The organism is Evansella vedderi, assembly GCF_030813435.1.
Lineage (GTDB): Bacteria > Bacillota > Bacilli > Bacillales > Salisediminibacteriaceae > Evansella > Evansella vedderi.
In genome coordinates this window covers 63578-89555 of record NZ_JAUSUG010000020.1, presented here as the reverse complement: position 1 = coordinate 89555, position 25978 = coordinate 63578, and the positions used below count along the sequence as shown (strand labels likewise).

Here is a 25978-nt window from a genome sequence, read left to right as displayed (position 1 = left end):
GTTCTCCTTATCACTACAAATAATTTATCCATCCTATTCTTATACCACAACTTCCCTTACAATAAAGATAAGACCTGCGAATTGGAGGAATTATCCATGACAAAATCCAATGTACAGAAACAATTTGGAAAGAATGCCAATGCCTATGTCACAAGTAATATTCATCGATTAGGTAACGATTTGCAAAAACTCGTGGAAATTACAAACACGAACGGTCAAGAAATCGTCCTTGATATTGCAACCGGAGGTGGCCATGTTGCCAACGCCTTAGCACCCCACGTTAAGCAAGTAACAGCATTAGACATCACAAAGGAAATGTTACAGGAAGCAGAGAAATTCATTAAAAGCAACGGCCATACAAATGTAGATTTTGTAGAAGGAAATGGAGAAAAATTGCCTTTTTCAAGTAATTCCTTTCACATTGTTACTTGTCGAATAGCACCACATCATTTTACTAACATTGATAGCTTTGTATCGGAAGTGGCTCGGGTATTGATCCCAGGCGGGCAATTTCTCTTAGATGATAATGTGGCACCAGAAGATAATGAGCTCGATATGTTTTACAATACTGTTGAAAAAAAACGGGATTATAGCCACTATAGGGCGTGGAAAAAAACAGAGTGGATAAAGCTCCTCGAAGAAAAGGGATTCGTTATAGAGGAGTTACATCGATTTGAAAAAACATTTATATTTGAAGACTGGTGTAACCGAATGCAGCTCCATCATCAAGAAAAAGAAGCTTTAGAACAATTTATGCTAGATGCCCCATTAAAAGCAAAACACCATTTCCAAATAAAAGAAAACGATAAACAGATTATTTCTTTTCAAGGGGAAGCGGTACTTATTAAAGCCGTTAAACAAGGCTAGAAATCTAGTAAAAAGGGTGGCTCATCAACGAGACACCCTAACTACTATTTTACCTTTGAAAATATGCATGTATCCCTTAATTCTTTCCCATCAACGGAAACATCCTCGTTTTTTAAAATTGCATCCAATTGATAGCCTAGCCTTTCTGCCACAGCTCGACTTCTGGTGTTTGTAGCATCACAACGTATTTCCACTCGCCGTGCCTTTAGATCATCAAAGGCAAAGTCACTAATGCGTCTTACAGCTTCCGTAATATACCCTCGTCCACTAAACCTGCTGTTTACCCAATAACCAATTTCAAATTTCGGAACATCCCAGTCAATTCGGTGCAATCCTGAGCACCCAATAACCTCACCTGTTTCTTTATGGAAAATATGAAACCTCAAATCTTCACGTTTTAGAAACTTAATATGTGCATCCCTAATATTTGCCTCTACTTCTTCTACCGTTTGTTCCTTTTGAGCAAATGGGAGCCAAGGCTTTAACTCTTTCATCGATTCGGTGATTGCGCTGTGGACTAACTTACCATCACCAGGTTGAGGTAAACGGATCAATAACCTTTCTGAGTAAAATTCATGTGGAAAATCTAGTAAAATTGGATTCATAGCACCCACCCCCAAGACATTTATAAATACCCATTTTCGATTACAACTATGGTAACATAATTATGAATAGTGAGAGCTAATTTTTTCCATATAACTAAAGACTCTGTTAATGGCTGATGTTTGATTTTTTAGCATAGTTGATTGAAGCGTATGATACGAACTGTCTCTTCCTCTACGAGTGTAGCTTCGAAGTGTATTCATCGAAACAAATCGAAGTTTATTCGATGAAGCATCGCTCTTTCCTGCGGGAAAAACAACGGCGTAATTGGAGTATCTAAAGCAGAAATCAACACCAAAGGTTAACAGAGCTTAACTAAAAAAAAGAATGCTATCGTCTAAATCATTCCTTTAGTGGTGAAAATGTAAAGGAATTAAAAAGGAGTTTTGGCAATGGAAATAATCATTTGGTTAATCATTTCACTTCTATTTATTGTAAGCTTCGTTGGTCTTATTTTCCCATTGATCCCTGGAATTTTACTAATATGGGCCGGGTTTCTTTTGTATGTATTTACAATTGGAGAAAATTTAACTATTTGGTTTTGGATTGGGATGATAATATTAACTGCTATTATTTTTGTAGCAGACATTATTGCTAATAGCTATTTTGTAAAACGCTATGGTGGCTCGAAGTGGGGAGAACGGATGGCGGTTCTTGGAGTCATTGTAGGGGCATTTGTCACTCCACCCTTTGGTATTATTATCGTGCCCTTTGTTGCAGTTGTCGTAACGGAATATCTTATTCAAAAGGATGGAGAATTAGCTTTGAAAATCGGGGCAGCCTCTTTAGTTGCCTTTTTAAGCAGTACTTTCGCCAAGTTCATTATGCAAATGATTATGATTACTTGGTTTTTGATTTCTGTTATTTTTTAACATTTACGTTTCATAAACATACCTTATTTTATCTGTTTGAATGTCCTCCCTCCAGGTCATTCCAAATCCTTTCTGCCACTTTAAAACATTCATTTGGATCGTACTCTAAATGAAAGTACTTTTCAAAAACAGCTTTTATTGTTTTGGAAATTTGAAAAACGTTGTCCATATCTCCATTAACGATTTCTTTTATTTCCGTTTCATACTCATCTTCTGGTGCACCGCTGGCCAATAAACATTCCGGATCCCATTGTTTGATATGCTTTTTAACGATGCTATACATTCGATTATCCAAGGATAAACCCTCCAATTAAATTATTCATTAAGAGCCTTCTTGATCTTATCCTACTCAACATTTACACTATCATGAACTATTTTTTGATGTAAACGAAAAAAACACACAAGAATAGTCTTGTGTGCTTGAAATGCTTTTTACTTCGGAATAATTGGTAAAACAATAGCAGATGGATGTTCTTCATCATGATAGATGGTTTGGTGAGCAACCTTCATTTCAGTCGTTTGCCCTAAGACATCCCCCGTATTTAAATTTCGATCATATTTCGGAAAGGCGCTAGAAGCTACTTCAATTCGGATCCGATGGCCCTTTTTGAAAACATGGGAAGTGTTCCAGCAATCAATTTCAAAGGGGTAAATGGTTCCTGGCTCCATTAATACTTGTTTTTCCATCCCTTCCCTAAATCGAGCTCTAACCATACCATCTGTTAACCGCTGGGCAAAGCCACTTGGACGAACGTCTAGAAGTTTAACCATGAAATCTGTGTCCTTTGCATCAGAAGAAGCAAAGATATGTGCCTTTACAGGTCCCGTAACTTCCACATCCTCTTCTAATGGCTCTGTTGTGTATACTAAAACATCATCTCGCCGTTCCACTGCAGCATAATCGTCCGGTCCTCCAATTTGGTGAGAAACAAGATCAGTGATAAAAGGAACGGGATTTTTCGGATCATAATCATACTCATCCTGGCCAGCAACTTCTTCCCCAGTTGGTGGAGTAGTTGATAAAACACCATCACCAAACCTGCTATTAGCATTCCCTTTACTATGGAGGTAGAATTTCGTCCATTCCGTCCGGGCTAAAGGCCACTCCTTTTCCTTTCGCCACTTATTTTCTCCCATAACAAACATATCAATGGCTGGTTCATCCATTATGCCATTATCGATTCCTTTTAACCAATAATCAAACCATCTTCGTTGATAGGCATTTAAGTCAATTAACGAAGATGCACCAAAGTCCAAGTCATCTAGTTTTGTAGAACGGTTAATTTGATGGGGCCACGGTCCCATCAGCATTTTTTGATTTTTACGTGCATGTTCCGTTTCCCCATTGTTTGTCATCCCCATAAAGTTAAGTGGTGTGCCAATTTGCTCGTCATCGTACCAACCGGACACATGGAGGGCCGGAACATCCATTTGGTCAAATTTATCTTGATAACAAATGTGCTTCCAGTAGTCATCTAATTGTGTGTGGCTAACTTCTTCTCTCCACTGCTCTGATATAAAGCCAGCAGCTTCATCCATTGTAGTAAAAGGTAAATGATCATAAACCGTTTGCCAGTCTACGGCATTAATGTTTTGCATCACCCGACCACTAGTCATAAAGGTCCAGCAAATATGCTGTGTATTAGGAAGTCCCGTTGGCCATTCCACAAATGGATCTGATGGGGTTACTGCTGAAATCATTGCCTTAAGATGAGGGGGCTTCGTTAAAGCTGTCAGCCATTGAATACGGCCTAAGTAAGAGCCTCCCATCGTTCCCACTGCACCTGTACACCACGGCTGCTCTGCAACCCATTCAATGGAATCGTACCCGTCAATACCATCGTTTCGATATGGTACAAATTCACCATCAGAATCTCCCCGACCCCGAACATCCATATATACTACTGCATAGCCATGCTCCGCAAAATATGTACCTGTGTCATGAATGACTTGAGATGTTTTTAAGTATGGCGTTCTCACAACTATTGCTGGATACTCCCCATCTTCTTTAGGACGATAAATATCCGCTGATAATGTAATACCGTCCCGCATCGGTATTCTTATGTTACGGTAAACGATTGTTTCAAATTTTGATACACTCAATGACACCACTCCTATAAATAAATAATTATTTCTCTATAACTATATTTCCAGTTACAAAATCATTTTTCCTTCTATTTATGTAGCTTTTTACCTTCTTCAACGGTTATCACTGGTTCTATTCGAAACCAAATATTCAAGTCATTGATGATGCTTGCTAAGTAGATGACCTCATTATTTAGTTCTATCATTCTTTGTTCATCATTTTCTAACAGCAAATCGTTTGTTTTTCCCTTAACTAGAACCTCTAATTCTTTAATTCTATCAGGAATCTTTGCCCTTTCCTTTTCCCAGTAGGACAGGATCTTTGTCTGTTCTTTTAATGTATGATCTTCCCAAGTTCTCTCAAGCTTTGGTAAGGAAATCCCAAGACGCTCATCCTCTTGAAAGAATTCTTTCATCATTTCGCCTCCTAAACACTTTATTTTAAAGCTCCATTATGTGATGTACTGATCCTTACCGCCCCCAACTGCCATTCCCTTCATTACAATCGTATCATACTATTCCTAAAAATGACTCTATTCAGACTATTTTCTTGTTCACAAAAAGTTCGGGGACCGGGTCCTCGAACTTTACGATTTCTCAGTATCTTTCTCTAGTATAATATCAATGAGTTTCTCTAATTTTTTTTGAAGGTATTGTTCTACCCCAGGAGTAACGGATGCGGCTTGCATGATAGTTCCAAGCCCTTGAATCCATTTTCCAACGCTTCTTATATGATCTCCTTTTTCTTGTTGTGATATATATTTATGAAGTACACCAGTAGCCTCGATCATAGCACCAACGGACTGAACTAAGTTACCGACTGCTTTCGGAGGATTATCATCCCTCCTTGCTATTGCTGTTATATAAGAACCTATGGCTTGAAGGGAGTCCACAATAACCTCTAGCTGATGATTTAATTTATCCTCCACATAAAGCTCCCGGTGAGCGATGACAGCATTAGCAGAAGAGGCAATCCCCTGTAATCTATTTCCCGCTACCGCTAGACCATCCGCAGGTGTCGTTTCGGCAATCAAAAAGTTCCCTACACCTTGAACAGCATCCCCTAATATTCGTAATCTTTTGCCATCAACACTGTCCTGAATTTGGATGCTGACACCAAGGGCCGCCAAATTAGCACCTATAGCCTCTATCCAGTTCCCTAAAATATATAATAATTGGTTCGGCATTTCAGTCGCCACCCATTTGGTAATCTTCCATTCAAATTCGATGAAAGCCCTTAATAATTAATTCAAACTTTCTGCTAGAAATAGGTCTGGTTATCCGCTAAATATTGTCTTGTTGCTCCAATGGCTTGGTATGCTGTTCCTATGGATTGGAACCAACCACCTATCGTTTCAAGAAGTTGCCCTTGCTGTTCGTCTGCTACCATCGACGTATAGACACCAATTCCCTCCAATGCAGCACCTATGGACTGAAGGATATTCCCATAAACAAGCTTTGGGTTTTCTCCTAATCGTTCAAGTGATGCAAACATGGAACCGAAAGATTGAAGACTATCTCCAATAATTTCTAAGCGACCAGCATCAATATCATCAATCGTGCCTTGAAGTAATTTATATTCTGCCAGGGAGTTGGCAGCCGTCCCAGAGGCTTGAATCCAGTTTCCTACGACAGCTCCAGTGCCTTCCATACCAGCTATTGCTTGCAGGGCATTACCAATTCCCTGTACTGCATTTCCTACCGTACCGATTTGATAACCTAGCTCTTCTTCTCCAGCTAATTGCTTCGTTTCTCCAATGGCAGCAATAGTTGCACCTATATGCTCTACCCAGTTTCCTATAAGATCCAATAATTCGTCATCCATACGTAACCGCCACCTATTGAGAAAATAAACCCGCTATTAATTACATATGCAGTAATAACCATAGAGGATAGGGTGAGAAGAAACATCCGACAAATTTAGGCACCAATAATTATTTTTTTTTATAAAAAAAAGGAGGCTAAAGATTAATAAAAATTTAGGGGGATTCTTTAGTAGCAGAAGGTGTCCCAAATGTTCATAATACTGAGACACCCTTCATCATTTTATCGAGGAATAGTGTTCTCGGCATTAATGTAACCAGAACCATATATGTTAGGATCTAATTCTCTCCATAAATCAGTTCCTTCCATTAAAAACCCTTTCACTTCATCAGGAGTTAGTTGAGGATTATACTCTAGTAATAATGCTACTATTCCTGCACAAATTGGTGTTGCCATGGAAGTACCTGACAAACTAATATATTCTCCCTCTATACGACTTTTTTTCTGTAGCTTATCTAAATAAGAGCCTGGAGAACGTAAAGATACAATATTTACTCCCGGTGCAACTATATCTGGTTTTACCTCTCCATAAATCGTAGGTCCCCTACTAGAAAAATCAGCCACTCGATCATCAGAACGATCAACGGTATTTCTATCATCTAAAGCACCTACAGTAATAACCTTTGTACTAACACCAGGACTAGCAATAGTACCTGCTTCTGGCCCCTCATTTCCAGCCGCAACACATACGACGATCCCCTGTTCCCAAGCCTCATTGACTATCTTTACCATAGGATCATCACTTTCTTCCCCATAATGCTGAGCAGGGCTCCCTAAGGACATGTTAATAATATCAATTTTTTGATCGGGGTTATTTTCATTAAAGGAAATACACCAATCTACTCCATCCATAACCGATTCTAAGGAACCTGCGCCCTGCTTATTTAACACTTTAACTCCAATGATATTGGCCCTTGGAGCAGGGCCAGCATATATTCCCCCAGAAGCAGAACCGTTACCAGCTGCATCACCGGCACAATGAGTTCCATGTCCGTTATCGTCATATGGTTCTGTTTGTCCATTGATAAAATCTACAAAGTCAATGACCCTTCCTGATAAGTCCTCATGCTCATAAACTCCTGTATCTACCACTGCAATGGTTACACCTTCTCCTGTTAGCTCTGTACCATTTCTAACAACCTTCCTTGCATTTGCCGATTCTACTGCTACATCCAGCAATGCGTTTACCTTTCGATTTAAATGTACTTTTTTTACATGACTGCAAGTCGTTAACATTTCTTCTAAAGCAGATGGGGTTATGTCAACGCTACAGCAGTCCACCCTCTTGTACTCTTTTTTAAACTTACAACGAAAATGTTCATTTAATAGTGATTTAATTTCCTTACATCCTGCATCAAAGCACCCCTCTTCAAATTCAATGATAATAGAAAGCTTGGCTGTTCTTTTTATTACCTTCTCCAAGTACTTGTGTAGAAAACAAGGTGTCCACTTAAATGGTCGATAAAGATTTAATACTTTTTCACGTAGGGGTTTGTCTAACTTATAAGCATTTGTTCGTACCATTTGTACCATAGAAAAACCATACATCATGATTACTCCCATCCTATTATAGTATGGATTATTCTATGAAACTGTAAGACTCACAGAAACGGTATTCGTCCTTTTTAATCAAAAATAGCAGTTTAACTAAAAATAAAAACTGGATACTTCCTCGATAGGAAAAGTAACCAGTAATTAGCTTAACTTTATATTTTTCGGTAAGCCCTTCTTTCTGCATAGGCCACACATTTAAAACAAACTTTAATGGTGTTTCCTTGGTCATCCAAATAGCTTGCAGGTCGTTCTAATTTCTTTTTACATATTGCACATTTTTTGGCACCAAAGAGTTTGGCAAACAACACGAACACCCCTTTTCTTACTATAGCCTTATTTATATTTTATGACATCCTATTCCCTATGTTGAATGATATGCTTAGGCCACTGAAAAGATAAACTTTTTCAGCGGCTTCTTTTTTATTGGTATATTTGGGGGCAGTTCTCCATATATTTATAAATACGTTGGTTATTCATGCTAACTTTATTATGCTGAAGAGGGAGAGAATGATGAAAGTGGTAGAATGTAAAGTTAATCAAATTGGCCTTACTGTGGAGGAATATGAAAGGTTTAAGCAATTGAAATATTATTTGAACCGAACCATATCTCCTAACGATGCTAAATTTTATAAAAAAGAGCTAGATTTATTAGTGGCCAAGGGACGACGTAGACTTATTGAAGAGCGTATCGGAATGATAAGTTAACCTTTTCTTAGTACAAAAGTTGAAAGGAAAACGGTTCAAACATACATGTCTCCTTAAAGGTGAAACACAGGGTACAAAATGACCTTGTGTTTCACTTTTTTTGTTAACCTTCAAGGGTAAAGGGTGTCCCGAAACTTAATTAAAGATTAGATTTTGATAATTTTTTTATCAATAGTAAACAATAGTAATTGATTCTGCACTACTAAGGTTGGTGTCTATGGAATGCCTTATGTCTTATTGATTATAGGATTTATTTTATTAATAAAGGGAGCCGATTACTTTGTAGACGGGTCTTCGAAAATTGCCACAAAGCTAAGGGTACCACCACTGCTGGTTGGGTTAACCATCGTTGCATTTGGGACAAGTTCACCGGAGGGGACAGTCAGTATTATTGCAGCTTTGGAAGGGAGTACAGATGTAACCTTAGGTAATGTTGTAGGGAGTAACATATTAAACATTTCATTAGTTGTGGGGTTAACTGCGTTTATATCCCCTTTAAAAGTAGAAAACGACACCATTAGAAAAGAAATACCTTTTACGTTTTTAGCAAGTTTCGCCCTGTTTGTTCTTATTAGCGATGTTCATTTGCATGGAGCAGATTTCAATATCATCACACGTAGTGATGGAATCATTTTCTTACTGTTTTTTTCTATTTTCATGTATTACATTTATGAAGCTGCAAGAAATAGCAGGGATGATGAGTTAGGGGAAAAAATGATTCCTGAAAACCCAGGAACTTGGGGGAAAAACATTTTTTTTACCTTAGTAGGTTTAGGAGCAATCATTTATGGGGGGCATTTGGTTGTTGATAGCAGTACTACCATTGCTTATTCCTTTGGTATGAGTGAAACATTAGTGGGGTTAACTATTATCGCAATCGGAACATCCTTACCGGAACTCATCACCTCCATTACGGCTGCACTAAAAAAACATAGTGATATAGCTTTAGGAAACATTGTTGGTAGCTCCATCTTTAATATTTTATTTGTACTTGGAATTGCTGCAACGATCGCCCCATTGCCCGTTAATAATAAGATTTTCTTCGATGTAACAGTTATGATTATCCTGACAATTGTTCTCTTTGTATTTGCATTAACACAATGTAAAGTATCAAAGAGAGAAGGACTCCTGTTAACATTGGCATACATCCTTTATTTTATCTATATTATTATAAGAAATTAGGTAGTGGTGATTCCCTATTTCTTAACTATAGGGAAACAAAGCTCAAAATTTGTTCCCTTGTTTTCTTGACTTGTAATTTTTAACGAGCCACCCATGGACTGGATGATTCTTAGGGAAGTCATCATCCCAAGTCCAGTCCCTGCTTCCCCTTTTGTGGAAAAATAAGGTTCACCAATTTTTTTCAGCTGCTCCTCGGACATGCCAACACCAGTGTCAGATATATGGAGCAAAATATCATTATCATTTCTAGTTATACCTAAAGTAAGTTCTCCTCCCTTTGGCATGGCTTCAATACAATTTTTTGTAATATTAAGCAGGCACTGCTGTAATAATTGTTTTTCCCCTTTAATAAATAATTCCTCACTAATACTGTGCACCTTAACAGTTACTGAATTCATATTTGCCAGTGGAGTAATTACTTCCACTGTCTTTTCTAATTCAACATTAATACATAAGTTTTCCTGACGTTCTTGAGAAGGTTTGGCAAAAGCTAAATAATCTCCAATAATCGAATTGGCACGGTCTAATTCACTAATAGAGATTTTCAAAAACTCATTTCTTTTCTCGGGAGGTAAATTGCTATCCCTCATAAGCTGTAAGAAACCTTTCACTACAGTGAGGGGATTTCTTACCTCATGGGAAATGGAAGATGCTAATTGGCTCACAATTTCCATCTTTTCTGTACGCAGTATTTCGTTTTTCATAATGGTCATTTCCCCCATTAGTTCCTGGAAGTATATAATGATAGCTACCGCTGTGGTTTGGAGGAGTATGAGAGTAATACTTACAACAAAAGGGACAGTGGGACTATAAAAAATAGTAATATAAGCAATCGTAAAGATACTTGAGAAATACCCTGTAACTGTCCCTATAAGAAGCTTTTCTGTTTTGGTTAATTTTTTTAGTTTAGGAAATAAAAAAACAAAAAAGATCATATGAACAGTAGCTAGTACAACAGTAGTTTCTACCCCTTCACCACCAAATAAAGACCGATACGAGATGTTGGTTAACCATAATACGATACTTGCAGGGATTCCACCATAAATCCCACCAATAATCGTTGCAACTAATCGAAGATCTAAAATAAAGCCACCTTCAACTTTGATAGGAATACTGATACAGGAGATAATAGCAATACTAAATGAAAGGATCTTTAATCCTGTCTTCCACTTGTCTGGTAAATGAATTTGATCAATTAATATCGGTATAAATAATAGAAAGAATAATAGAAATAAGAAGTTAAGCAAAAATATTTGCATCATACCGTCCAAAGTATTCTCCCCCTGTTACCTAATGTTACTACCATTACCATATTATAGATTTATGTAATAGGGAATACAAAATATGATAATTTCAGAAAATTATTTACTAATTTTTTGACCGTTTGATTGTTTTTTACAAAAAATTCTCCCTGAGAGGTTCCTTACTTAAGCAAAACGAAATGGCTCAGTTCAAACTGAACTGAGCCATTATATATTTACTTAAAAAACACCTAATAAAGTGTAATTCGTACATTACTCACTATGTTATCGTATCCTTGTTCACTGAATTTCCTCTCATTCGCTCTTCTTCCTTAAGAAATTCACGAAAAATATTTACAGCATCTACTGGGTTTTGATTGATTAATTGGAGATATCTTTCCTTTCGATAATCATATAGGTACTTACTTTCTTTCATACGATTAATCATATAATGATAACCCATTTTAAATACTTGTTTGCTTTGAAAAGTTGATTCTTTGAATAGAGCTAAACCTATTGCACCAAGGACACCATAAATAATTAAGAGAGGTATTTCCGACGTCCAAGTACTATGAAATAGTAAAAAATACAGGTTAATTGCTGAAAAAATAACCAATGGTGCAGAAATAAAGCTATAAATAGAATATCTCCTAACAATGGGAGCCGTTAATTTTTTCATTTCCTCAAATTCTTTTTTTATATATAGTGGTGTCCTGCTATTTGTTGCGAAAGGATTCATCTCCATCACTCCTCGGACAGATTGATCATTTATTAAGCCTATTTTCATTGTATGACAGTTTATGAGTTTTTTATTCAATTAAATACGAACATAACCTAGGAAAGGTTACATACTAAGATAATACTTGGACTATTATTTGTAAAATAAAATGCTTTTAATAGCATCTATCAAAATGGAGTGTTTTCTAAAAGGTTGCTCCTAGAACTACTCGTCGCATGTAAAATGTTTCTTTAAATTAGGTTATAACTCGAATCCGTTACAGGCGCCTTTCACTCCTTCGAGTTATCAACAAACACCAACCTTGTGATATTTTCGTTAACCATTTCAAATTAAATAAAACAGCACTGAGCCAATGCTCAGTACTGTTATCTTTGTTATTTACCAATATAGTTATCTAGGAAGTCTGCTACTCCTGTGTAGGCTGTGATATTGTTTTTTAACTTCACAAAGAAATGCCCTTCATCCTCGAACCGGATATACGTAACTGGATGATTACGCCCTTTGAGATCGTCTACAATTTGTTCCGTTTCTTCAATTGGTACTCGGGGGTCATTAGCACCATGGAGCACCATGACTGGGCATGTTATTTGATCGGTACGATGGAGAGGATCAATTTCATCAAAGAAATCACCATCCTCTTCAATACTTCCGTATTCAGACTCACGGAGCTTTCTACGCCAAGAACTCGTATTTTCTAAAAATGTGCGAAAACTTGAGATACCAACAATATCAATGGCTGCAGACCAAAGCTTTGGATAATGGGTAATGGCAGCAAGGACCATAAAGCCACCATAACTTCGACCCATGATGGCAATCTTATCAGGGGCTGCATCCCCCTCTGTCGTCAGCCAATCCACTAGGGCAGTCAAATCCTTTACAGAATCCATTCGTTTTCGAACATCATCCAGATGGGTATATGTCTTGCCATAACCTGTGCTTCCCCGAACATTTGGCGTACAAACGGCATAGCCCCGATTTAGAAAATATTGAAGAAATGGGTTATATACACTACGGATTTGACTTTCTGGCCCACCATGAACGAAAACAACAACAGGAAACTTTTCCCCATGGGATACGTTTTTTGGCTTATAGTAAAAGGCAGGTACTTCTAACCCATCAAAGGATGTAAAATGGATGAGTTCAGGTTCCACCAACTCTTTTTCCACAGCAGGAGATTGGGAAACATAGGTTATACGTTCACTTCGGTTAGAGGCAATAGCTAATTCCCAAATGTCAGCTGGATGAGTAGCACCATTAAAAACATAAGCCAGTTTCGCCCCGTCAGGTGAAAAAGTTAGATCAGAGATAGTTCCGGGAGGAGTTTCCCAAAGTTGAAAGGAATGCCTGTCTATGTCGAGAATGACGCCCTTTGACTTTCCCCCTTCATTGACTGTGTATGCTAATTTTGTTTTATCCGGACTCATGGTCAAGCCTTCTAAATCCCACCCCTTTTCATCTAACCAAGTCCACGAATTCGTTTGTACATCTATCGCAGCCAAGGAAAGGTATTCATGGTCTTTGTTGGTCAATACATAAAGAATCCTGCCGTCCCCGCTAAATTGAGGGGATTGAAAGAGCGCTTCCCCATCATGTAACGTAAACCAATGCCCTTCCCCTGTTTCAAGATCGAGCAAGCCTAAGTCGTTATCCAAACTAGCATTTGTTTTTTCAATTAATAATTGCCTACCACTTGGGTGCCATTTTAGGACTTTAAAATTTCCATTTCCTGAAAAAACTCGTTGGAATTCGAGCGTATCAAGGTTCTGGATATACAAATCAAAAAAAGCATGCTCCCGGCGGTTACTTGCCCAGGCAATAAATTTACCATCTGGGGAACTACCGCCGTAGTGATGGATATGATCAGGTGAATCCGTTAAAGGGATCATTTCTCCATCATCCTCTAATAAAAACAGCTGCTGCCGTTCGTTCACCCCTTCATCCATACCAACGATACGTTTCGTTGTCCCGGTTATGTACTGTACAAACATGATTCTTTCATCTGTATAGGAAATTTGAGATGGCCAACCTTCTCCCCTATTTAATTCCCATACTTGTGGCAGACCAGTATAATCAGTAAGAAATGTTAACCTTTCTCCATTCGGATGATATACAGGATTATTTGCCTTGCGTACATGTAAATAAGCGTTAATATTAACTGAACTCATTGAAGTCATACACTCCTCTCTTATTATGGTGGTATAATTCAATTCCAAATCTACTCCATCATAACAAAAAAAGTAGATTCATAATAATCAAATAGTTTTTACAACTACGAATGGTTATCATTCAAAAAAATTAGTGATATAATTAGTCATCTGTTTTATAGATAGGATGTTTCACATACTTTGTTTCTTTTTTTTATAAAGCTTGGAGAAGCGGAAGGCGGCGACTCCAGCGGGAAAAGCAACGGCTGAAGACACCGCAGGACGGGTTTCCCGAGGAGGCTGAAGCGTTGCCCGCGGAAAGCGTCCGCCTGTAGCGTATCCAAGCAAAAAGTATGCTTTAAAAACAACATGATCTTGTGCGACGAGCAAACGAAGTGGCGTAGGAGCACTCTTTCCCTGCGACGAGCAAACGGAGTGGCGCAGAAGCACTCTTTCCCTGCGACGAGCAAACGGAGTGGCGCAGAAGCACTCTTTCCCTGCGACGAGCAAACGGAGTGGCGCAGAAGCAACCTTTTAGAAAACAGCTTAAGACTAAGTTAGCATTTACCTATTAAAAGGGGATTTGAAATGACTTGGGAAATATTAAATATAATTGGTACTGTTGCCTTTGCATTGAGTGGTGTTGTAGTTGCCTTAGAGGAAGAATATGATCTAATGGGAGTTTATGTATTGGGATTTGCCACAGCCTTCGGTGGTGGTGCGATTCGAAATTTACTCATTGGAATTCCCGTTTCAGCACTATGGGAGCAAGGAACCCTTTTTACAATAGCTATTATCGTTATGACAGTGGCATTTCTAGTACCCCGTATTTGGCTCCAGCTTTGGAAAAAATGGGGTGTGTTTTTTGATGCAATCGGATTAGCCGCCTTCGCCATTCAAGGGGCACTATTCGCCACTTCCATGGGACACCCAATGAGTGCTGTAATTGCAGCTGCAGTTTTAACTGGAACTGGCGGTGGAATGATTCGAGATGTACTAGCTGGAAGGAAACCATTAGTATTAAGAAAAGAAATATATATTGTATGGGCAGCACTTGGAGGGTTCGTTATTGGAATGGGCTGGATTACATCTAATTTTGCCATAGGTGCATTATTTATTTCCATAATCGTTCTTCGAATGCTTTCCGTTCATTATAATTGGAAGGTACCAGTGAAGACTGGGTCTTCCAGTAATTTTTAGGCTGTTTTCGCGAACTTTATTGCTTTTTTTAAAAGCTTGGAGAAGCGGAAGGCGGCGACTCCAGCGGGAAAAGCAACGGCTGAAGACACCGCAGGGTGGTTTTCCCGAGGAGGCTGAAGCGTTGCCCGCGGAAAGCGTCCGCCTGTAGCGTATCCAAGCAAATCTATGTTTCTATTAATTTAGGATAAACTCGAAATTGGCGTTTAATTTAACGTCTTTCCCCACAAGTACTCCCCCAGTTTCTAGTGGAGCATTCCAAGTTAATCCATAAGCTTCACGATTAACTTTCCCCGTTACTTCGAAGCCTGCAACGGTACTGCCGTCCATTGGATTTTTGGACGTTCCATTAAACTCAACAACAAATTTTTCTGTATTTGTAACATCTTTGATCGTAACCTGTGCAGTCATTTCATATTCATCGTCAGAGAGTCGCTTAATGGATTCACTTTTAATTTTAATAGTTTCGAAGTTTTCCACATCGAAGAAATCCGCTGAACGTAAGTGACCATCACGATCATCATTGTTTGTACTAATGGATGCTGCATCGACAGTAACATCTACATTTAGATCTTCTAAATTGTTAATGTCCCCCGTAACTGCCACATCAAAATTCTTAAACTCTCCCTTCGCCTTTGCTACCATCATGTGCTTCACTTGAAATTCCAAACCACTGTGCACTTTGTCTAAAGTAAAAGTTGTCATTTTCATCTTCCTCCATTTTGTTTTTTACTATTACTTACTTTATGTAACCAACTTTATAATATAAATTAATATCAGTCAAGAAATAAATTTACTTTTTGTAAGTTAAGTTGTGCACATAAAAACAAAATGCCTAACAAAGTCCACTTGTTAGACATTTTAAAGCTGTATTTTTACGAATAAGAAAAACAAGGGACCCACTCATTCGTTAGCTGGATCCCCTTCAATTTAACATAACAATATCTCTGTTATACGGTGTATGAGTTTTTCCTACTAGTTAAGTCATTGATTATTCGTTCTGGGTGGCTGTAAACATTTAAGCGATTTCCCCTTACAAATCCCACAGCCGTTATTCCTAAATCCTCGGCAAGTTCAATGGCCAATGTGGTCGGAGCTGATTTAGATAGGATGATACCCACGCCAATCTTGGAAACTTTCAACAGCACTTCTGAAGAAATCCTTCCACTAAAAACTAATACCTTATCTCCTAGGGAAATATTATTTTCCATACAATATCCATAGATTTTATCCAGTGCATTGTGCCTTCCAATATCGGAACGGGAGACGATTACTTTATCTTTTGTACACAACGCTGTATTGTGGAGACCTCCTGTTAGTTGAAAGTCGGAAGAGTCCTCTTGCATGGTCTTCATTAAATGAATAGACTGCTGAACAGTTAAGGTATTTCTGCTTCGTATTGTTTTAGCCGTTTTTGCGTCATGCTGAAAATAAAATTGTCTGCTTTTTCCACAGCATGAACCGATAAACCTTTTCGTGACAAACGATTGACTGGATATTTGCTTATTTTTTAATTGAACATAAGCAAATCCCTTTTCATCATCGATTGATAAGGAGTCTATATCATCAGGGAAGCGAATTATTCCATCGGAAGCTAAGAAACCAATGACAAGTTCCTTCAAGTGTGTTGGGGTGCACACCATCGTTGCAAATTCTTCCCCATTAACGAAAACCGTTAAAGGATATTCCGTAGCTATCGTGTCCTCCACCTCGAATAACTTGCCATATTCATATTTAGTGATAGGCTGTGTTCTCCTTACTTCATTGACCATAAAAGATCAACTCCTTTTTAGCTTACTTCCGTTTCTAAATCCTCAATTCGGCGCTCTACATACTTCGTATCTTTTCGTGCATTATATTTATCTGCCTTTTCAATTTTTACGGCAATGCTGAAATCTGGAATACCAGCAAATTTTTCGTAGCGTCCCTTAGGTAATAAGAAGTTACCCTCTGGGAAATGAACACCCACATTCCCTCTAGTGATGGCATCGAATTTAGCTCGACCCTGGAATACACCGAAACTATTATGAACTACGATTCCTTCTCCTTCTTGGATGTTTAATTCCTTCGCATCCTCTTCATTGATGAGAACATCATATCGTTCGGCCCCATTAAAAGGATCCTTTTCGCTGTAAACCATGGAATTAAATTGCTTTCCACGCCGTGTAGTGATATAGAAATCACCAGGTTCTTTATTTAAATCTGGAATCTCAACAGAAATTAAATTTCCTTTTCCATCTGGTGTTGGACAAACTCCGTCCTCACATAACCAAGCACCGCCCCATTGGAATACATCTCCTTGCTTTTTCAAGTGCTGAACTCCATCATAACTTGGATTCGCCTTGGCAATTTCTTCTCTAATGGCGTGTGCATCCTCAAAATCTACTAGATGAGCCGTTTCTGGTTTTACCCGCTTCGCAAGATCTATATAAATCTTCCATTCAGCACGTGCTTCTTCGATTTTATTTTTGTTTCCTTCAATTTCTGGAGAGAAGTAGACCATTCGCTCCGTAGAGGTGGAAGTTCCTCCTCCTTCTTGTTCATAGCGTGTTTTTGCTGGTAAGACAATAACCGCTTCCTTCGCATCCACTAGTGTAGATGTGTTTAAAATGATATCTTGGTGAACACGAATATCTAGTTTAGATAAAGCTTTCTCTACAAAATTTGGATCTGGCATGGTTTCTAGGAAATTACCACCTGATAAATAGTAGAGCTTGATTTTTCGCTCATGATCTTCAGGAAGAACAATATTTTCAAGGGTAACTCCCACAATATCCCCTTGCCATTTTGGTAATTCAAACCCCCAGAGTTTTTCCATACGCTCGATGTTATCGCCTTTGAAATCGCCCCCAGGTAATACGAAAGGATCAGCTCCCATTTCACCGCTGCCTTGAACAGAGGAGTGACCGCGGAATGGCATGACACCGCTATGTTTACGTCCTAAGAATCCACGTAACAGAGCAAGGTTTGCCACCTGAGAGATATTATCTGTGGCGAAGGAATGCATTGTTAATCCTAACGCCCAAGCAAAAATAGCATTTTTACTGTTAGCAAGTAGTTGAGACAACTCTATAATTCTTTCTTTTGTTACACCGGAAGACTGCACGATCTCCTCCCAGCTTTGATTATTTACATGGTCCTTTAATTCCTCGTAGTTATTCACGTGTTCCTTAACAAATGCATGATTAATAGCTGAGCCGTGCTCACTTGCTTCCATCTCAAACCAATGCTTCATAATTCCGTGCATAAAGGCAATATCGCCACCAATGTTTACTTGGTAGAAGTCATCTGCAATTTTCGTTCCAAAAAGAGCAGACTCCGGAACAGAAGGTACCCAGTACTTATCCATAGACGGCTCTCTGTATGGATTAACTACAATAATTTTTGTACCTTTTTTCTTTGCCTCGAGCATGTATTTTGTGGATACAGGAGACGCATTGGAGGCAACACTTCCCCAAAATAAAAGTACATCCGTACCAATCCAATCTTGATAGTTAACAGTTGAGGCTCCTACTCCAATGGAACGCTTTAATGCTGTTTTACTTGGAGAGTGGCAAATGCGGGAAGCATTATCAATATTATTTGTTCCAAGGAAGCGAGTTACTTTCCCTGCTACATAATAAGACTCATTTGTAATTCCCCTTGAAGTTAAATAAAAAGCGTATTGCTTCGGGTCCAACTTCTTCATTTTATTTGCAATCATATCCATTGCATCGTCCCAAGTAATCCGAGAAAACTTCCTTTCACCTTTTCTACGAATCATTGGGTATGGGATACGCCCTAATTTACGTAACTCTGTGCTTGAATATTTTCTTAGTTCATTAATATCGGAATGAAGAATATCTTCTTTAATCGCCGGCATTGTATTTAAACGAAGGACATTGAATCTTGTTGTACATACGTGAGGTCCCGTCAACGTTTGGTCATATAATCCAGAAACCCCTAATGCACAACCATCGCAAACACCTTTCGTTATAATATTTTTTGCATAATTTAAATTATCTTTATTTTCCCAAATGGTTTTAAAGGAATCTCGGATATGTTTCGGTTTCAATTTCCCTAACCCAAAGGGAATGGGACTTACCCAGTGTTCCGGTGCTGGTAATTTTGATTTTTTCATTGGTCCTTGATGTTTTGTTTTCCCCATGCTAATCACCTTTTCTATTTAAAGATTATTATCTTTTCTCCTCTGCTCTTCCGGACCCAAACTTCTTTTCAAGATTTTCATCAAAAACAAAAATGGACATGCCAAAGTCCTTTTCAATATCTATATCAACGAACAAATCTAAATATTTTGCTCCTAAAAGCTCTTCCATTTCGGTAGGATAATTATTTCTATAAATATCCTTTACCATTTCCGTTCGCGCTGCTCGAAGCATCTGCTTGCCATCTTCCGCTGTGGCAATGAATTTTTCCACAGGGGAAAGGTTGCCTTCCATTTCGCATATTGCCCAGTTGCGGCAAAAGGTAGTTCGAATTTGACTCGGTCCCTTTCCCATATGCCGTTTACGAAAGCTTCTCACTAGATTACTAAATTCCGCTTCATATTTATTCATGGAATCCATGCCTTCCTCTATCAATTCTTTAAACGTTAAGCCGCTGCTTGTTCGTTCTCTTCGTTAGCTTTCTCCAGTTTTCGAATATCAATACGAATCACAAGGGAGATGATTAAGGCAACTGCGAATAATCCAGCAAAGAAAATTAGGCTATTAGCATAGCTTCCTGTGGTGTCGTACATCCATGCAGCAAACAATGGTCCAACTAATCCTGCTGCAGCCCAAGCTGTTAGAATGTATCCATGAATCGCGCCAAGTTGTTTGGTGCCGAACATGTCACCAATATAAGCTGGGATAGAAGCGAATCCTCCTCCATAGCATGTGTAAATAATCATTAACATGATTTGGAATGGTAGTGCTGCTGTAGTAAATGGTAATAGTGCAAATAAAACAATTTGGATAACGAAAAACGTTGTATACGTATTTGGACGGCCGATATAGTCAGAAATAGATGCCCATCCAAGGCGCCCTATGCCGTTAAAAACACCGAGAATACCCACAAGTGCTGCTGCTTGTGCTGCCGTTAAACCAACCGTTTCCTGCGCTAATGGACTTGTTGCAGATAAAATGGCAATACCACAAGTAACATTGATAAACAGCATTATCCATAAATAATAAAATCGACGGGTTTTAATAGCTTCGTTTGCCATTAATTGTGAAAGATCTTTCTTCACTTTAACTTTTCCAGAGTTCACTTTATCCTTAAAGCCTTCAGGCATCCAACCTTCTGGTGGACGCTCTAAATATAAAGAAGATAATGTCATGACAACAAAATAAACGGCTCCAAGAATAAAGAATGTGTTGGCAATACCAACGGAGCTTATCAGGGAGTTCATGATGGGGCTTGCGATAGCTGCCGCGAAACCAAACCCCATAATGGCTAATCCTGTTGCTAACCCTCTACGATCAGGAAACCACTTCACTAGCGTTGATACTGGAGCTATGTAACCAACTCCTAAACCAATACCTGCTAATACCCCAAAGGAAAGGTATAAAAGTGGAAGTGAGCCTAGGTTGACTGCAAATCCAGAGGAAAAAACACCAACCCCAAAACAAAACGATGCCAATAGACCTGCTCTTCTTGGTCCGTATTTCTCTACGAAGTGACCTAAAAAGGCAGCTGAGAGTCCAAGAAATAAAATGGCAATACTAAATGTCAACTGCACTTGGCTCGATGTCCAGCCAAACTGCTCCCTTAATGGATTTGTGAATACACTCCATGCATAAACCGCTCCAATGGAGATATGAATTCCTACTGCCGATAAAGCGATTAACCAACGATTTTTTACTTTTTGATTCATGATTTCATCTCCTTGTTATTAACTCAGTAACGATGGCTTCATCGACGTGCGCCAATTACGAAAAAAACACTCATAATCGGCTTTAAAAGGTTACGCCGCCTACGCGCATCGTTTTATTTGAGAAATTGCCAAAAGGGGAAGTGCACCCTTTTGAAGATTTCTCAAATAAAAAACCGTCACATTTCTGAAGAAAGCCCATATGGCTTCTTTCGAATGTGACGGTGGTTGATCAACAGGTGCGCTATCTTCTGACCACTATCCTAGTTTCATAAACGAATAAGATTGTTTAACGCCTAATCACAGATTCTTCATTTTTAGGCTAAGAACAATGTAACATCTAGTAAAAGCGTTTCCAATTCATTGCTGTTTAGTTGATAACAGGGACGCTGTCTCAGGACCAAACTAGCTACAATAACGTTCACAAAATGTTCACTTTTTCTATTAACATAGTAATTTATTTTTCCCGTGTGGTCAAGGGTTATTACTATATCTATGTTGTTAATAGTTTGATGAAAAAATAGTAGTTCCTAATATTTCTAGGTAGATTGAGGGTTAGGGTATAATATAATAGCTAATTAGAATGAAATTAATAAAGGGGTAATTTATATATGTTATCTTGTCGAGAAGACGTTTTGTTTTTCACAAAGCAGTTAGTGAACGTCGAAAGTATTGTAAATACAGAAGGAGAAAAGGAGATCAGCCAAGCTATTTACACACTTATTTCCTCCTTTCCTTACTTTAAAGAGAATCCTGGATTTGTTATTAAGCAGCAAACGAACGATGATAGCTTAGAGAGATATAATGTGATTGCCTTTGTGAAGGGAACAAAGGCTCCTAGTAATAAAACGGTTGTTTTAATGGGGCATATGGATACGGTTGGTATCGATGATTTTAATCACTTAAAGGACAAGGCATGTGACCCAGATCAACTTATGGATTCCTTAAAAGGAGAAGAGCTTCCTCCATTGATAGATGAGCATTTACGTTCTGGAGATTATCTATTTGGAAGAGGCGTCCTAGATATGAAGAGTGGTGTGGCCAGTCATTTATATCTACTAAACTATTATTCGGACCATCCGGAAGAATTGTCCGGGAACTTATGTGTTGTCATCGAATGTGATGAGGAGGACAGCTCCCACGGTATTTTATCAGCACTTAAGGAATTAAAAGCTTTGAGAGAAGAACACGGGTTTGAGTATATTGCCGCAATCAATGCAGATTTCGTTTCACCAAGATTTGAAGGAGATGTGAGTCGTTATATTTATAAAGGAACCGTTGGGAAGCTGCTGCCATCGTTTTTTATCACAGGGGCAGAAACTCACGTGGGTTCTTGTTTTGAGGGGATTGATCCTAACTTTATTGCTGCCGAGCTTACGAGACAGATCAGCTATAACCCGGAGTTGTGTAACGAGGCCCATGGGGAAACAACGGTACCTCCTGTTTCTCTTAAGCAAACAGATTTAAAGCCAACGTACACGGTGCAAACAGCCCTGTCTGCTTACGTTTATTACAACTTTTTTATCCATTCTTGGTCGCCAAAGGATGTGTTGGTGAAACTGAAGGAGCAGGCGGAGATTGCCTTTCATAATGCTTTGACACTCTTTAATGAAAGGCTTGCTCAGTTTAGTAGTACCACTGGCCAAGAATATGTGGAAGCACCATGGAAGGCTCGTGTTATGACTTACGAGGAACTGGAAAAGACGTTAGTTGCGGAGCATGGGGATGCCTATTTGAAGCATATGAAGGCATTCAAGGAAGATTTGTTACTCACTAGTCCAGAGGTGGATACAAGGATGTTTGCGGCGAAGGTCGTGGAAGAGGCGTGGAAATGGATGACGGACCGTAGCCCAGCAATCATTTTGTTTTACTCTTCTTTATATTCTCCAAGAATTGATGTTACGGGAAAAAATGAGTTGGAGACGCGCTTGATCGGAGCTCTGGATAATGCCGTTGCCGCGGTACAGCCGAAGTATAAGCATCCAATTGTAACGAAAAACTATTTCCCTTACATTTCTGATATGAGTTTCGTAGCTTTAAGTGATGATGAAGAGGGAATTAATGCTGTTAGTGATAACAACCCTGGATGGGGCACGAAGCATTACGTAGAGTATCAGGATATTCAGGATATTAATGTACCTGTCATTAATATTGGACCCTATGGGTTTGATGCCCATAAGCAGTTTGAGCGAATGGAGCTGGATTATTCCTTAGAAGTGGTTCCTAATTTAACAAACCTAGTGATTCGCGAGCTGTTGAATGGGGAGAAGGTATAAGGTTTCTAAATTGTTAAACCCAAGGGAATTATACGAATCCGTTTCAGGCGGACGCTTTCCGCGGGCAATGCTTCGGCCTCCTCGTCGCACTAGCGTGCTCCTGTGGGGTCTTCAGCTGTAAGTCCTGTCTCTTCCTCTACAAGTATTGCTTCGTAGCATATCCGTCGAGACAACTCGTAGCGAATTCAAGAAGCTGTGCTCGTCGCTGGAGTCACCGCCTTTCACTCCTTCGAGAGTGCCAACGGCAACATGGATTTCGTATATTTCATGGTAGTCCTCCATGTAAATGAAATTTTGCACCATGGAGAATGAAAATTGTACATTGTCTCTCGAATTCGCTTCAGGCGGACGCTTTCCGCGGGCAATGCCTCAGCCTCCTCGGGAAGTGCACCCTGCGGTGTCTTCGCCTATTGCTTTTCCCGCTGGAGTCGCCGCCTTCCACTTCTTCGAGAGTGCCAACGGCAACATGGATTTCGTAATTTCAAGGTAGACTCCATGCAAGTGAAATTTTCACTATGGAAAATGAAAATTTTAGTCTGCATTGGAATGAGCGAAGGTTCACGACACTCCTGCGGAAGAACGAGCAAGCCAAGACCACACAGGGCAAAGCCCGTGGGGGCTTGACAGGTCGTCCGCGGAAAGGGAGTGGACCGTAGCGAATAACAACCAGATTCGTATTTTCATGGTTGACCTCCATGCAAACGAAATTTTGCACCATGGAGAATGAAAATTTTAATCTGCATTGGAATGAGCGAAGGTCCACGACACTCCTGCGGAAGAACGAGCAAGCCAAGACCACACAGGGCAAAGCCCGTGGGGGCTTGACAGGTCGTCCGCGGAAAGGGAGTGGACCGTAGCGAATAACAACCAGATTCGTATTTTCATGGTTGACCTCCATGCAAGTAAATACTTGCACCATGGATTATGAAAATGGGTATTAATCATGTCACTCGAATCCGTTACAGGCGGACGCTTTCCGCGGGCAATGCCTCAGCCTCCTCGGGAAGTGCACCCTGCGGGGTCTTCAACTATTGCTTTTCCTGCTGGAGTCGCCGCCTTTCACTCCTTCGAGAGTGCCAACGGCAACATGGACTTCGTATATTTCAGGGGAGACCTCCGTGCAATAGTAATTTTGTACGATGGAATATGAAAATGGTACTAACCTTGTCTCTCGAACTAGTTACAGGCGTAATGTCAGGTGGTCCTGGTTCCGCGGGCAACGCATTTTAGGTCACGTTGAACCCGCTCCCTGTTACCATTCACTTACTTCTTTTTTCTAACAATGGCTCAGAAACCCCTTCTACTCCCACAAGACCTAATACAGTTAAGAGAACCTGTTGCGGTCCGTAGTAAGCATCCGTTGGATCGAAGTATTCCTCTAAGGTATGGGCTCCCCCAAACTCTCCGCCCCCACCTAGGGTAACAGCAGGTATCCCTAAACTTATTGGGACATTGGAGTCCGTACTGCTTGGTGAACCTAAGCTCGGTTCAAACCCTACTGCTTTCGTTGAAGCCAAGGCAGTTTGGACGATAATGGAATCTGCAGGTTGAGAGCCGGCTGGACGGTCTCCTACTTGCTGAATCTCAACGGCGATCCCCTCTGAATCCCAGCGTTTATTCTCTTCCTCTGCAGCTTGTTGAATCATCTTCAATACCCTATCTTCCAGCTTCAACAATTCCTCCTGGGAAGTGGAACGTAAGTCCATAACCATATTGGCTTTTGCAGCAATGGTATTAACAGATGTTCCCCCTTCAATTGTTCCTACCGTAAAGGTTGTCTTCGGATCACTTGGTGTTTCAAGCTCGGAAATCTTGGCCACTGCACGGCCTAATGCATGGATGGCACTTGGGAGGCCAAATGCACCGAAGCTGTGTCCACCTGGACCTGTAAAAGTAATGCTATACCTTTTACTTCCAGTAGCTAAGTAGGTTGTCCTTGCTGGAGATCCCGGTTCAATAGAGATAAAACCGTCAATCTCCTCCCCCCGATTTTTAAACAACGCTTTTACGCCATTTAAATCACCCAGTCCTTCTTCCCCTACGGTTGCACCAAATAAAATATCCCCTTTGGTTTTGATATTAAGTTGTTCCAAAGCTCTAAGAATAGTCAAGACAACCGTTAATCCCCTCCCATCGTCAGCTATCCCAGGAGCATACACCTTTCCGTCCTTCCTTTTTACTTTTACATCCGTTCCTTCAGGAAAAACCGTATCTAAATGTGCCGATACCACCAACGTTGGTCCATCTCCCGTACCAGGACGAATACCAAATACATTACCAACTTCATCTGTCTGGATGTCCTTCAGGCCTAATTGTTCCAAACGTTTTCTATACTCCACACCGCGGACTTTTTCGTCAAAGGTTGGTGCAGGGATTTCGGTTAACTCCATTTGATCCTTTAACGTATTCTCGTTTTCCAACTTTATGAATTGTAATGCTTCTTTTATGTATGAATGTTCTATAAGTAATTGATAATTATCTTCTATTCTTTGTGATATCGTTACTTTATTTTCTTCAACCATTATCCTGACCTCCAACTATCAATTTAATTTCTAAACCATCTCCAAGAGCGTGTTCAAGGTACCCATGTCTTTATAGACCCAACGAAAAATGAAAACTATTTTGTTGATTTACGCTTCAGGCATTCCATTTACGCCTAAGGGCAGTCCACGTCCTGTGGGCAACGGCGTAATGTCGCCATCCTGGCTCGGCGGGCAACGCTTCAGCCTCCTCGGGAAAAAACTGTGTCTCTTCCTCTGCTCCTGCGATTACTCGTCGCTAAAACATTTGCTAGCTTCGCTTCGGAGCTTTGCTAGTAGAGGAAGAGACAGCCCA

The 25978-nt window shown here is 39.6% G+C and carries 22 protein-coding genes; 6 read left to right on the top strand and 16 right to left on the bottom strand.

All coding sequences use genetic code 11. The annotated features are described in order from the left end of the window. Positions 1 to 96: 96 nt before the first annotated feature. Positions 97 to 867 (top strand): class I SAM-dependent methyltransferase, encoded by a 771-nt coding sequence (locus J2S74_RS21055; RefSeq protein WP_307329671.1) that lies wholly within the window; start codon positions 97 to 99, stop codon positions 865 to 867. Between the two features lie 44 nt (positions 868 to 911). Here J2S74_RS21055 and J2S74_RS21050 read toward each other — a convergent pair whose 3' ends face one another. Next, positions 912 to 1472: a GNAT family N-acetyltransferase gene (locus J2S74_RS21050; RefSeq protein ID WP_307329668.1), complete on the bottom strand. Its 561-nt coding sequence runs from the start codon at positions 1470 to 1472 to the stop codon at positions 912 to 914. Between the two features lie 390 nt (positions 1473 to 1862). On the opposite strand from J2S74_RS21050, the gene J2S74_RS21045 reads away from it, so the two are divergent. Continuing rightward, on the top strand, positions 1863 to 2342 hold the full coding sequence (locus J2S74_RS21045; protein WP_307329665.1) for a DUF456 domain-containing protein: 480 nt from the start codon (positions 1863 to 1865) through the stop codon (positions 2340 to 2342). A gap of 28 nt (positions 2343 to 2370) precedes the next feature. Here J2S74_RS21045 and J2S74_RS21040 read toward each other — a convergent pair whose 3' ends face one another. The 6 genes from J2S74_RS21040 to J2S74_RS21015 all read right to left on the bottom strand — a co-directional run bounded on the left by J2S74_RS21040 (position 2371) and on the right by J2S74_RS21015 (position 7799). Then, positions 2371 to 2637 (bottom strand): DUF1871 family protein, encoded by a 267-nt coding sequence (locus J2S74_RS21040; RefSeq protein WP_307329662.1) that lies wholly within the window; start codon positions 2635 to 2637, stop codon positions 2371 to 2373. Between the two features lie 137 nt (positions 2638 to 2774). After that, positions 2775 to 4445: a CocE/NonD family hydrolase gene (locus J2S74_RS21035; RefSeq protein WP_307329659.1), complete on the bottom strand. Its 1671-nt coding sequence runs from the start codon at positions 4443 to 4445 to the stop codon at positions 2775 to 2777. 71 nt (positions 4446 to 4516) lie between these two features. Beyond that, positions 4517 to 4843 carry a hypothetical protein gene (locus J2S74_RS21030; protein ID WP_307329656.1) on the bottom strand — a complete coding sequence of 109 codons (327 nt, stop codon included), beginning with the start codon at positions 4841 to 4843 and terminating at the stop codon, positions 4517 to 4519. Between the two features lie 171 nt (positions 4844 to 5014). Next, entirely contained in the window at positions 5015 to 5614 is a 600-nt protein-coding gene (locus tag J2S74_RS21025) for a DUF6944 family repetitive protein (RefSeq protein ID WP_307329653.1), read from the bottom strand. A gap of 74 nt (positions 5615 to 5688) precedes the next feature. Next, positions 5689 to 6252, bottom strand: a complete 564-nt coding sequence (locus J2S74_RS21020) for a DUF6944 family repetitive protein (RefSeq protein WP_307329651.1) — start codon at positions 6250 to 6252, stop codon at positions 5689 to 5691. A gap of 221 nt (positions 6253 to 6473) precedes the next feature. Further along, positions 6474 to 7799: a S8 family peptidase gene (locus tag J2S74_RS21015; RefSeq protein ID WP_307329757.1), complete on the bottom strand. Its 1326-nt coding sequence runs from the start codon at positions 7797 to 7799 to the stop codon at positions 6474 to 6476. 513 nt (positions 7800 to 8312) lie between these two features. On the opposite strand from J2S74_RS21015, the gene J2S74_RS21010 reads away from it, so the two are divergent. Together J2S74_RS21010 and J2S74_RS21005 are read left to right on the top strand one after the other, a co-directional pair. Continuing rightward, positions 8313 to 8510: a hypothetical protein gene (locus tag J2S74_RS21010; protein WP_307329650.1), complete on the top strand. Its 198-nt coding sequence runs from the start codon at positions 8313 to 8315 to the stop codon at positions 8508 to 8510. A 222-nt stretch (positions 8511 to 8732) separates the two neighbouring features. Continuing rightward, positions 8733 to 9692: a calcium/sodium antiporter gene (locus J2S74_RS21005; protein WP_307329648.1), complete on the top strand. Its 960-nt coding sequence runs from the start codon at positions 8733 to 8735 to the stop codon at positions 9690 to 9692. Positions 9693 to 9706: 14 nt separating this feature from the next. On the opposite strand, the gene J2S74_RS21000 is transcribed toward J2S74_RS21005, so the two are convergent. The 3 genes from J2S74_RS21000 to J2S74_RS20990 form a co-directional block, all read right to left on the bottom strand. Beyond that, positions 9707 to 10954: an ATP-binding protein gene (locus J2S74_RS21000; RefSeq protein WP_307329755.1), complete on the bottom strand. Its 1248-nt coding sequence runs from the start codon at positions 10952 to 10954 to the stop codon at positions 9707 to 9709. A gap of 259 nt (positions 10955 to 11213) precedes the next feature. Beyond that, a complete protein-coding gene (locus J2S74_RS20995; RefSeq protein WP_307329646.1) occupies positions 11214 to 11720 on the bottom strand; it encodes a DUF5392 family protein in 507 nt (168 codons plus the stop codon). 326 nt (positions 11721 to 12046) lie between these two features. Further along, the gene (locus J2S74_RS20990) at positions 12047 to 13837 is read right to left on the bottom strand and encodes a S9 family peptidase (protein ID WP_307329643.1); all 1791 of its coding nucleotides are present in this window, start codon (positions 13835 to 13837) and stop codon (positions 12047 to 12049) included. 567 nt (positions 13838 to 14404) lie between these two features. Here J2S74_RS20990 and J2S74_RS20985 point away from each other — a divergent pair. Beyond that, positions 14405 to 15016 carry a trimeric intracellular cation channel family protein gene (locus tag J2S74_RS20985; protein WP_307329641.1) on the top strand — a complete coding sequence of 204 codons (612 nt, stop codon included), beginning with the start codon at positions 14405 to 14407 and terminating at the stop codon, positions 15014 to 15016. A 174-nt stretch (positions 15017 to 15190) separates the two neighbouring features. On the opposite strand, the gene J2S74_RS20980 is transcribed toward J2S74_RS20985, so the two are convergent. The 5 genes from J2S74_RS20980 to J2S74_RS20960 all read right to left on the bottom strand — a co-directional run bounded on the left by J2S74_RS20980 (position 15191) and on the right by J2S74_RS20960 (position 20870). Then, entirely contained in the window at positions 15191 to 15718 is a 528-nt protein-coding gene (locus tag J2S74_RS20980) for a YceI family protein (RefSeq protein ID WP_307329637.1), read from the bottom strand. 245 nt (positions 15719 to 15963) lie between these two features. After that, positions 15964 to 16785 carry a formate dehydrogenase accessory sulfurtransferase FdhD gene (gene fdhD, locus J2S74_RS20975; protein WP_307329635.1) on the bottom strand — a complete coding sequence of 274 codons (822 nt, stop codon included), beginning with the start codon at positions 16783 to 16785 and terminating at the stop codon, positions 15964 to 15966. Positions 16786 to 16802: 17 nt separating this feature from the next. Continuing rightward, entirely contained in the window at positions 16803 to 19160 is a 2358-nt protein-coding gene (locus tag J2S74_RS20970) for an FdhF/YdeP family oxidoreductase (protein ID WP_307329632.1), read from the bottom strand. Positions 19161 to 19188: 28 nt separating this feature from the next. Beyond that, on the bottom strand, positions 19189 to 19569 hold the full coding sequence (locus J2S74_RS20965; RefSeq protein WP_307329754.1) for a Na-translocating system protein MpsC family protein: 381 nt from the start codon (positions 19567 to 19569) through the stop codon (positions 19189 to 19191). A gap of 35 nt (positions 19570 to 19604) precedes the next feature. Then, the gene (locus tag J2S74_RS20960; RefSeq protein WP_307329629.1) at positions 19605 to 20870 is read right to left on the bottom strand and encodes an L-lactate MFS transporter; all 1266 of its coding nucleotides are present in this window, start codon (positions 20868 to 20870) and stop codon (positions 19605 to 19607) included. Positions 20871 to 21478: 608 nt separating this feature from the next. On the opposite strand from J2S74_RS20960, the gene J2S74_RS20955 reads away from it, so the two are divergent. Then, positions 21479 to 23143, top strand: coding sequence for a M20/M25/M40 family metallo-hydrolase (locus J2S74_RS20955; protein ID WP_307329626.1), 1665 nt, complete (start codon positions 21479 to 21481; stop codon positions 23141 to 23143). A 1259-nt stretch (positions 23144 to 24402) separates the two neighbouring features. Here the strand turns inward: J2S74_RS20955 and J2S74_RS20950 are convergent. After that, positions 24403 to 25665: a M20/M25/M40 family metallo-hydrolase gene (locus J2S74_RS20950; protein WP_307329623.1), complete on the bottom strand. Its 1263-nt coding sequence runs from the start codon at positions 25663 to 25665 to the stop codon at positions 24403 to 24405. Between the last annotated feature and the right edge of the window lie 313 nt (positions 25666 to 25978).

Bases quoted from the DNA above. Each gene is read 5' to 3' on its own strand.
- J2S74_RS20965 (WP_307329754.1), bottom strand. From the start codon at position 19,569: ATGAATAAATATGAAGCGGAATTTAGTAATCTAGTGAGAAGCTTTCGT.
- J2S74_RS21000 (WP_307329755.1), bottom strand. From the start codon at position 10,954: ATGATGCAAATATTTTTGCTTAACTTCTTATTTCTATTATTCTTTCTA.
- J2S74_RS20985 (WP_307329641.1), top strand. From the start codon at position 14,405: ATGACTTGGGAAATATTAAATATAATTGGTACTGTTGCCTTTGCATTG.
- J2S74_RS20960 (WP_307329629.1), bottom strand. From the start codon at position 20,870: ATGAATCAAAAAGTAAAAAATCGTTGGTTAATCGCTTTATCGGCAGTA.
- J2S74_RS21025 (WP_307329653.1), bottom strand. From the start codon at position 5,614: ATGCCGAACCAATTATTATATATTTTAGGGAACTGGATAGAGGCTATA.
- J2S74_RS20950 (WP_307329623.1), bottom strand. From the start codon at position 25,665: ATGGTTGAAGAAAATAAAGTAACGATATCACAAAGAATAGAAGATAAT.
- J2S74_RS21030 (WP_307329656.1), bottom strand. From the start codon at position 4,843: ATGAAAGAATTCTTTCAAGAGGATGAGCGTCTTGGGATTTCCTTACCA.
- J2S74_RS21050 (WP_307329668.1), bottom strand. From the start codon at position 1,472: ATGAATCCAATTTTACTAGATTTTCCACATGAATTTTACTCAGAAAGG.
- J2S74_RS20955 (WP_307329626.1), top strand. From the start codon at position 21,479: ATGTTATCTTGTCGAGAAGACGTTTTGTTTTTCACAAAGCAGTTAGTG.
- J2S74_RS20980 (WP_307329637.1), bottom strand. From the start codon at position 15,718: ATGACAACTTTTACTTTAGACAAAGTGCACAGTGGTTTGGAATTTCAA.
- J2S74_RS21055 (WP_307329671.1), top strand. From the start codon at position 97: ATGACAAAATCCAATGTACAGAAACAATTTGGAAAGAATGCCAATGCC.
- J2S74_RS21045 (WP_307329665.1), top strand. From the start codon at position 1,863: ATGGAAATAATCATTTGGTTAATCATTTCACTTCTATTTATTGTAAGC.
- J2S74_RS20970 (WP_307329632.1), bottom strand. From the start codon at position 19,160: ATGGGGAAAACAAAACATCAAGGACCAATGAAAAAATCAAAATTACCA.
- J2S74_RS21005 (WP_307329648.1), top strand. From the start codon at position 8,733: ATGCCTTATGTCTTATTGATTATAGGATTTATTTTATTAATAAAGGGA.
- fdhD (WP_307329635.1), bottom strand. From the start codon at position 16,785: ATGGTCAATGAAGTAAGGAGAACACAGCCTATCACTAAATATGAATAT.
- J2S74_RS21020 (WP_307329651.1), bottom strand. From the start codon at position 6,252: ATGGATGACGAATTATTGGATCTTATAGGAAACTGGGTAGAGCATATA.
- J2S74_RS20990 (WP_307329643.1), bottom strand. From the start codon at position 13,837: ATGAGTTCAGTTAATATTAACGCTTATTTACATGTACGCAAGGCAAAT.
- J2S74_RS20995 (WP_307329646.1), bottom strand. From the start codon at position 11,720: ATGAAAATAGGCTTAATAAATGATCAATCTGTCCGAGGAGTGATGGAG.
- J2S74_RS21010 (WP_307329650.1), top strand. From the start codon at position 8,313: ATGATGAAAGTGGTAGAATGTAAAGTTAATCAAATTGGCCTTACTGTG.
- J2S74_RS21015 (WP_307329757.1), bottom strand. From the start codon at position 7,799: ATGTATGGTTTTTCTATGGTACAAATGGTACGAACAAATGCTTATAAG.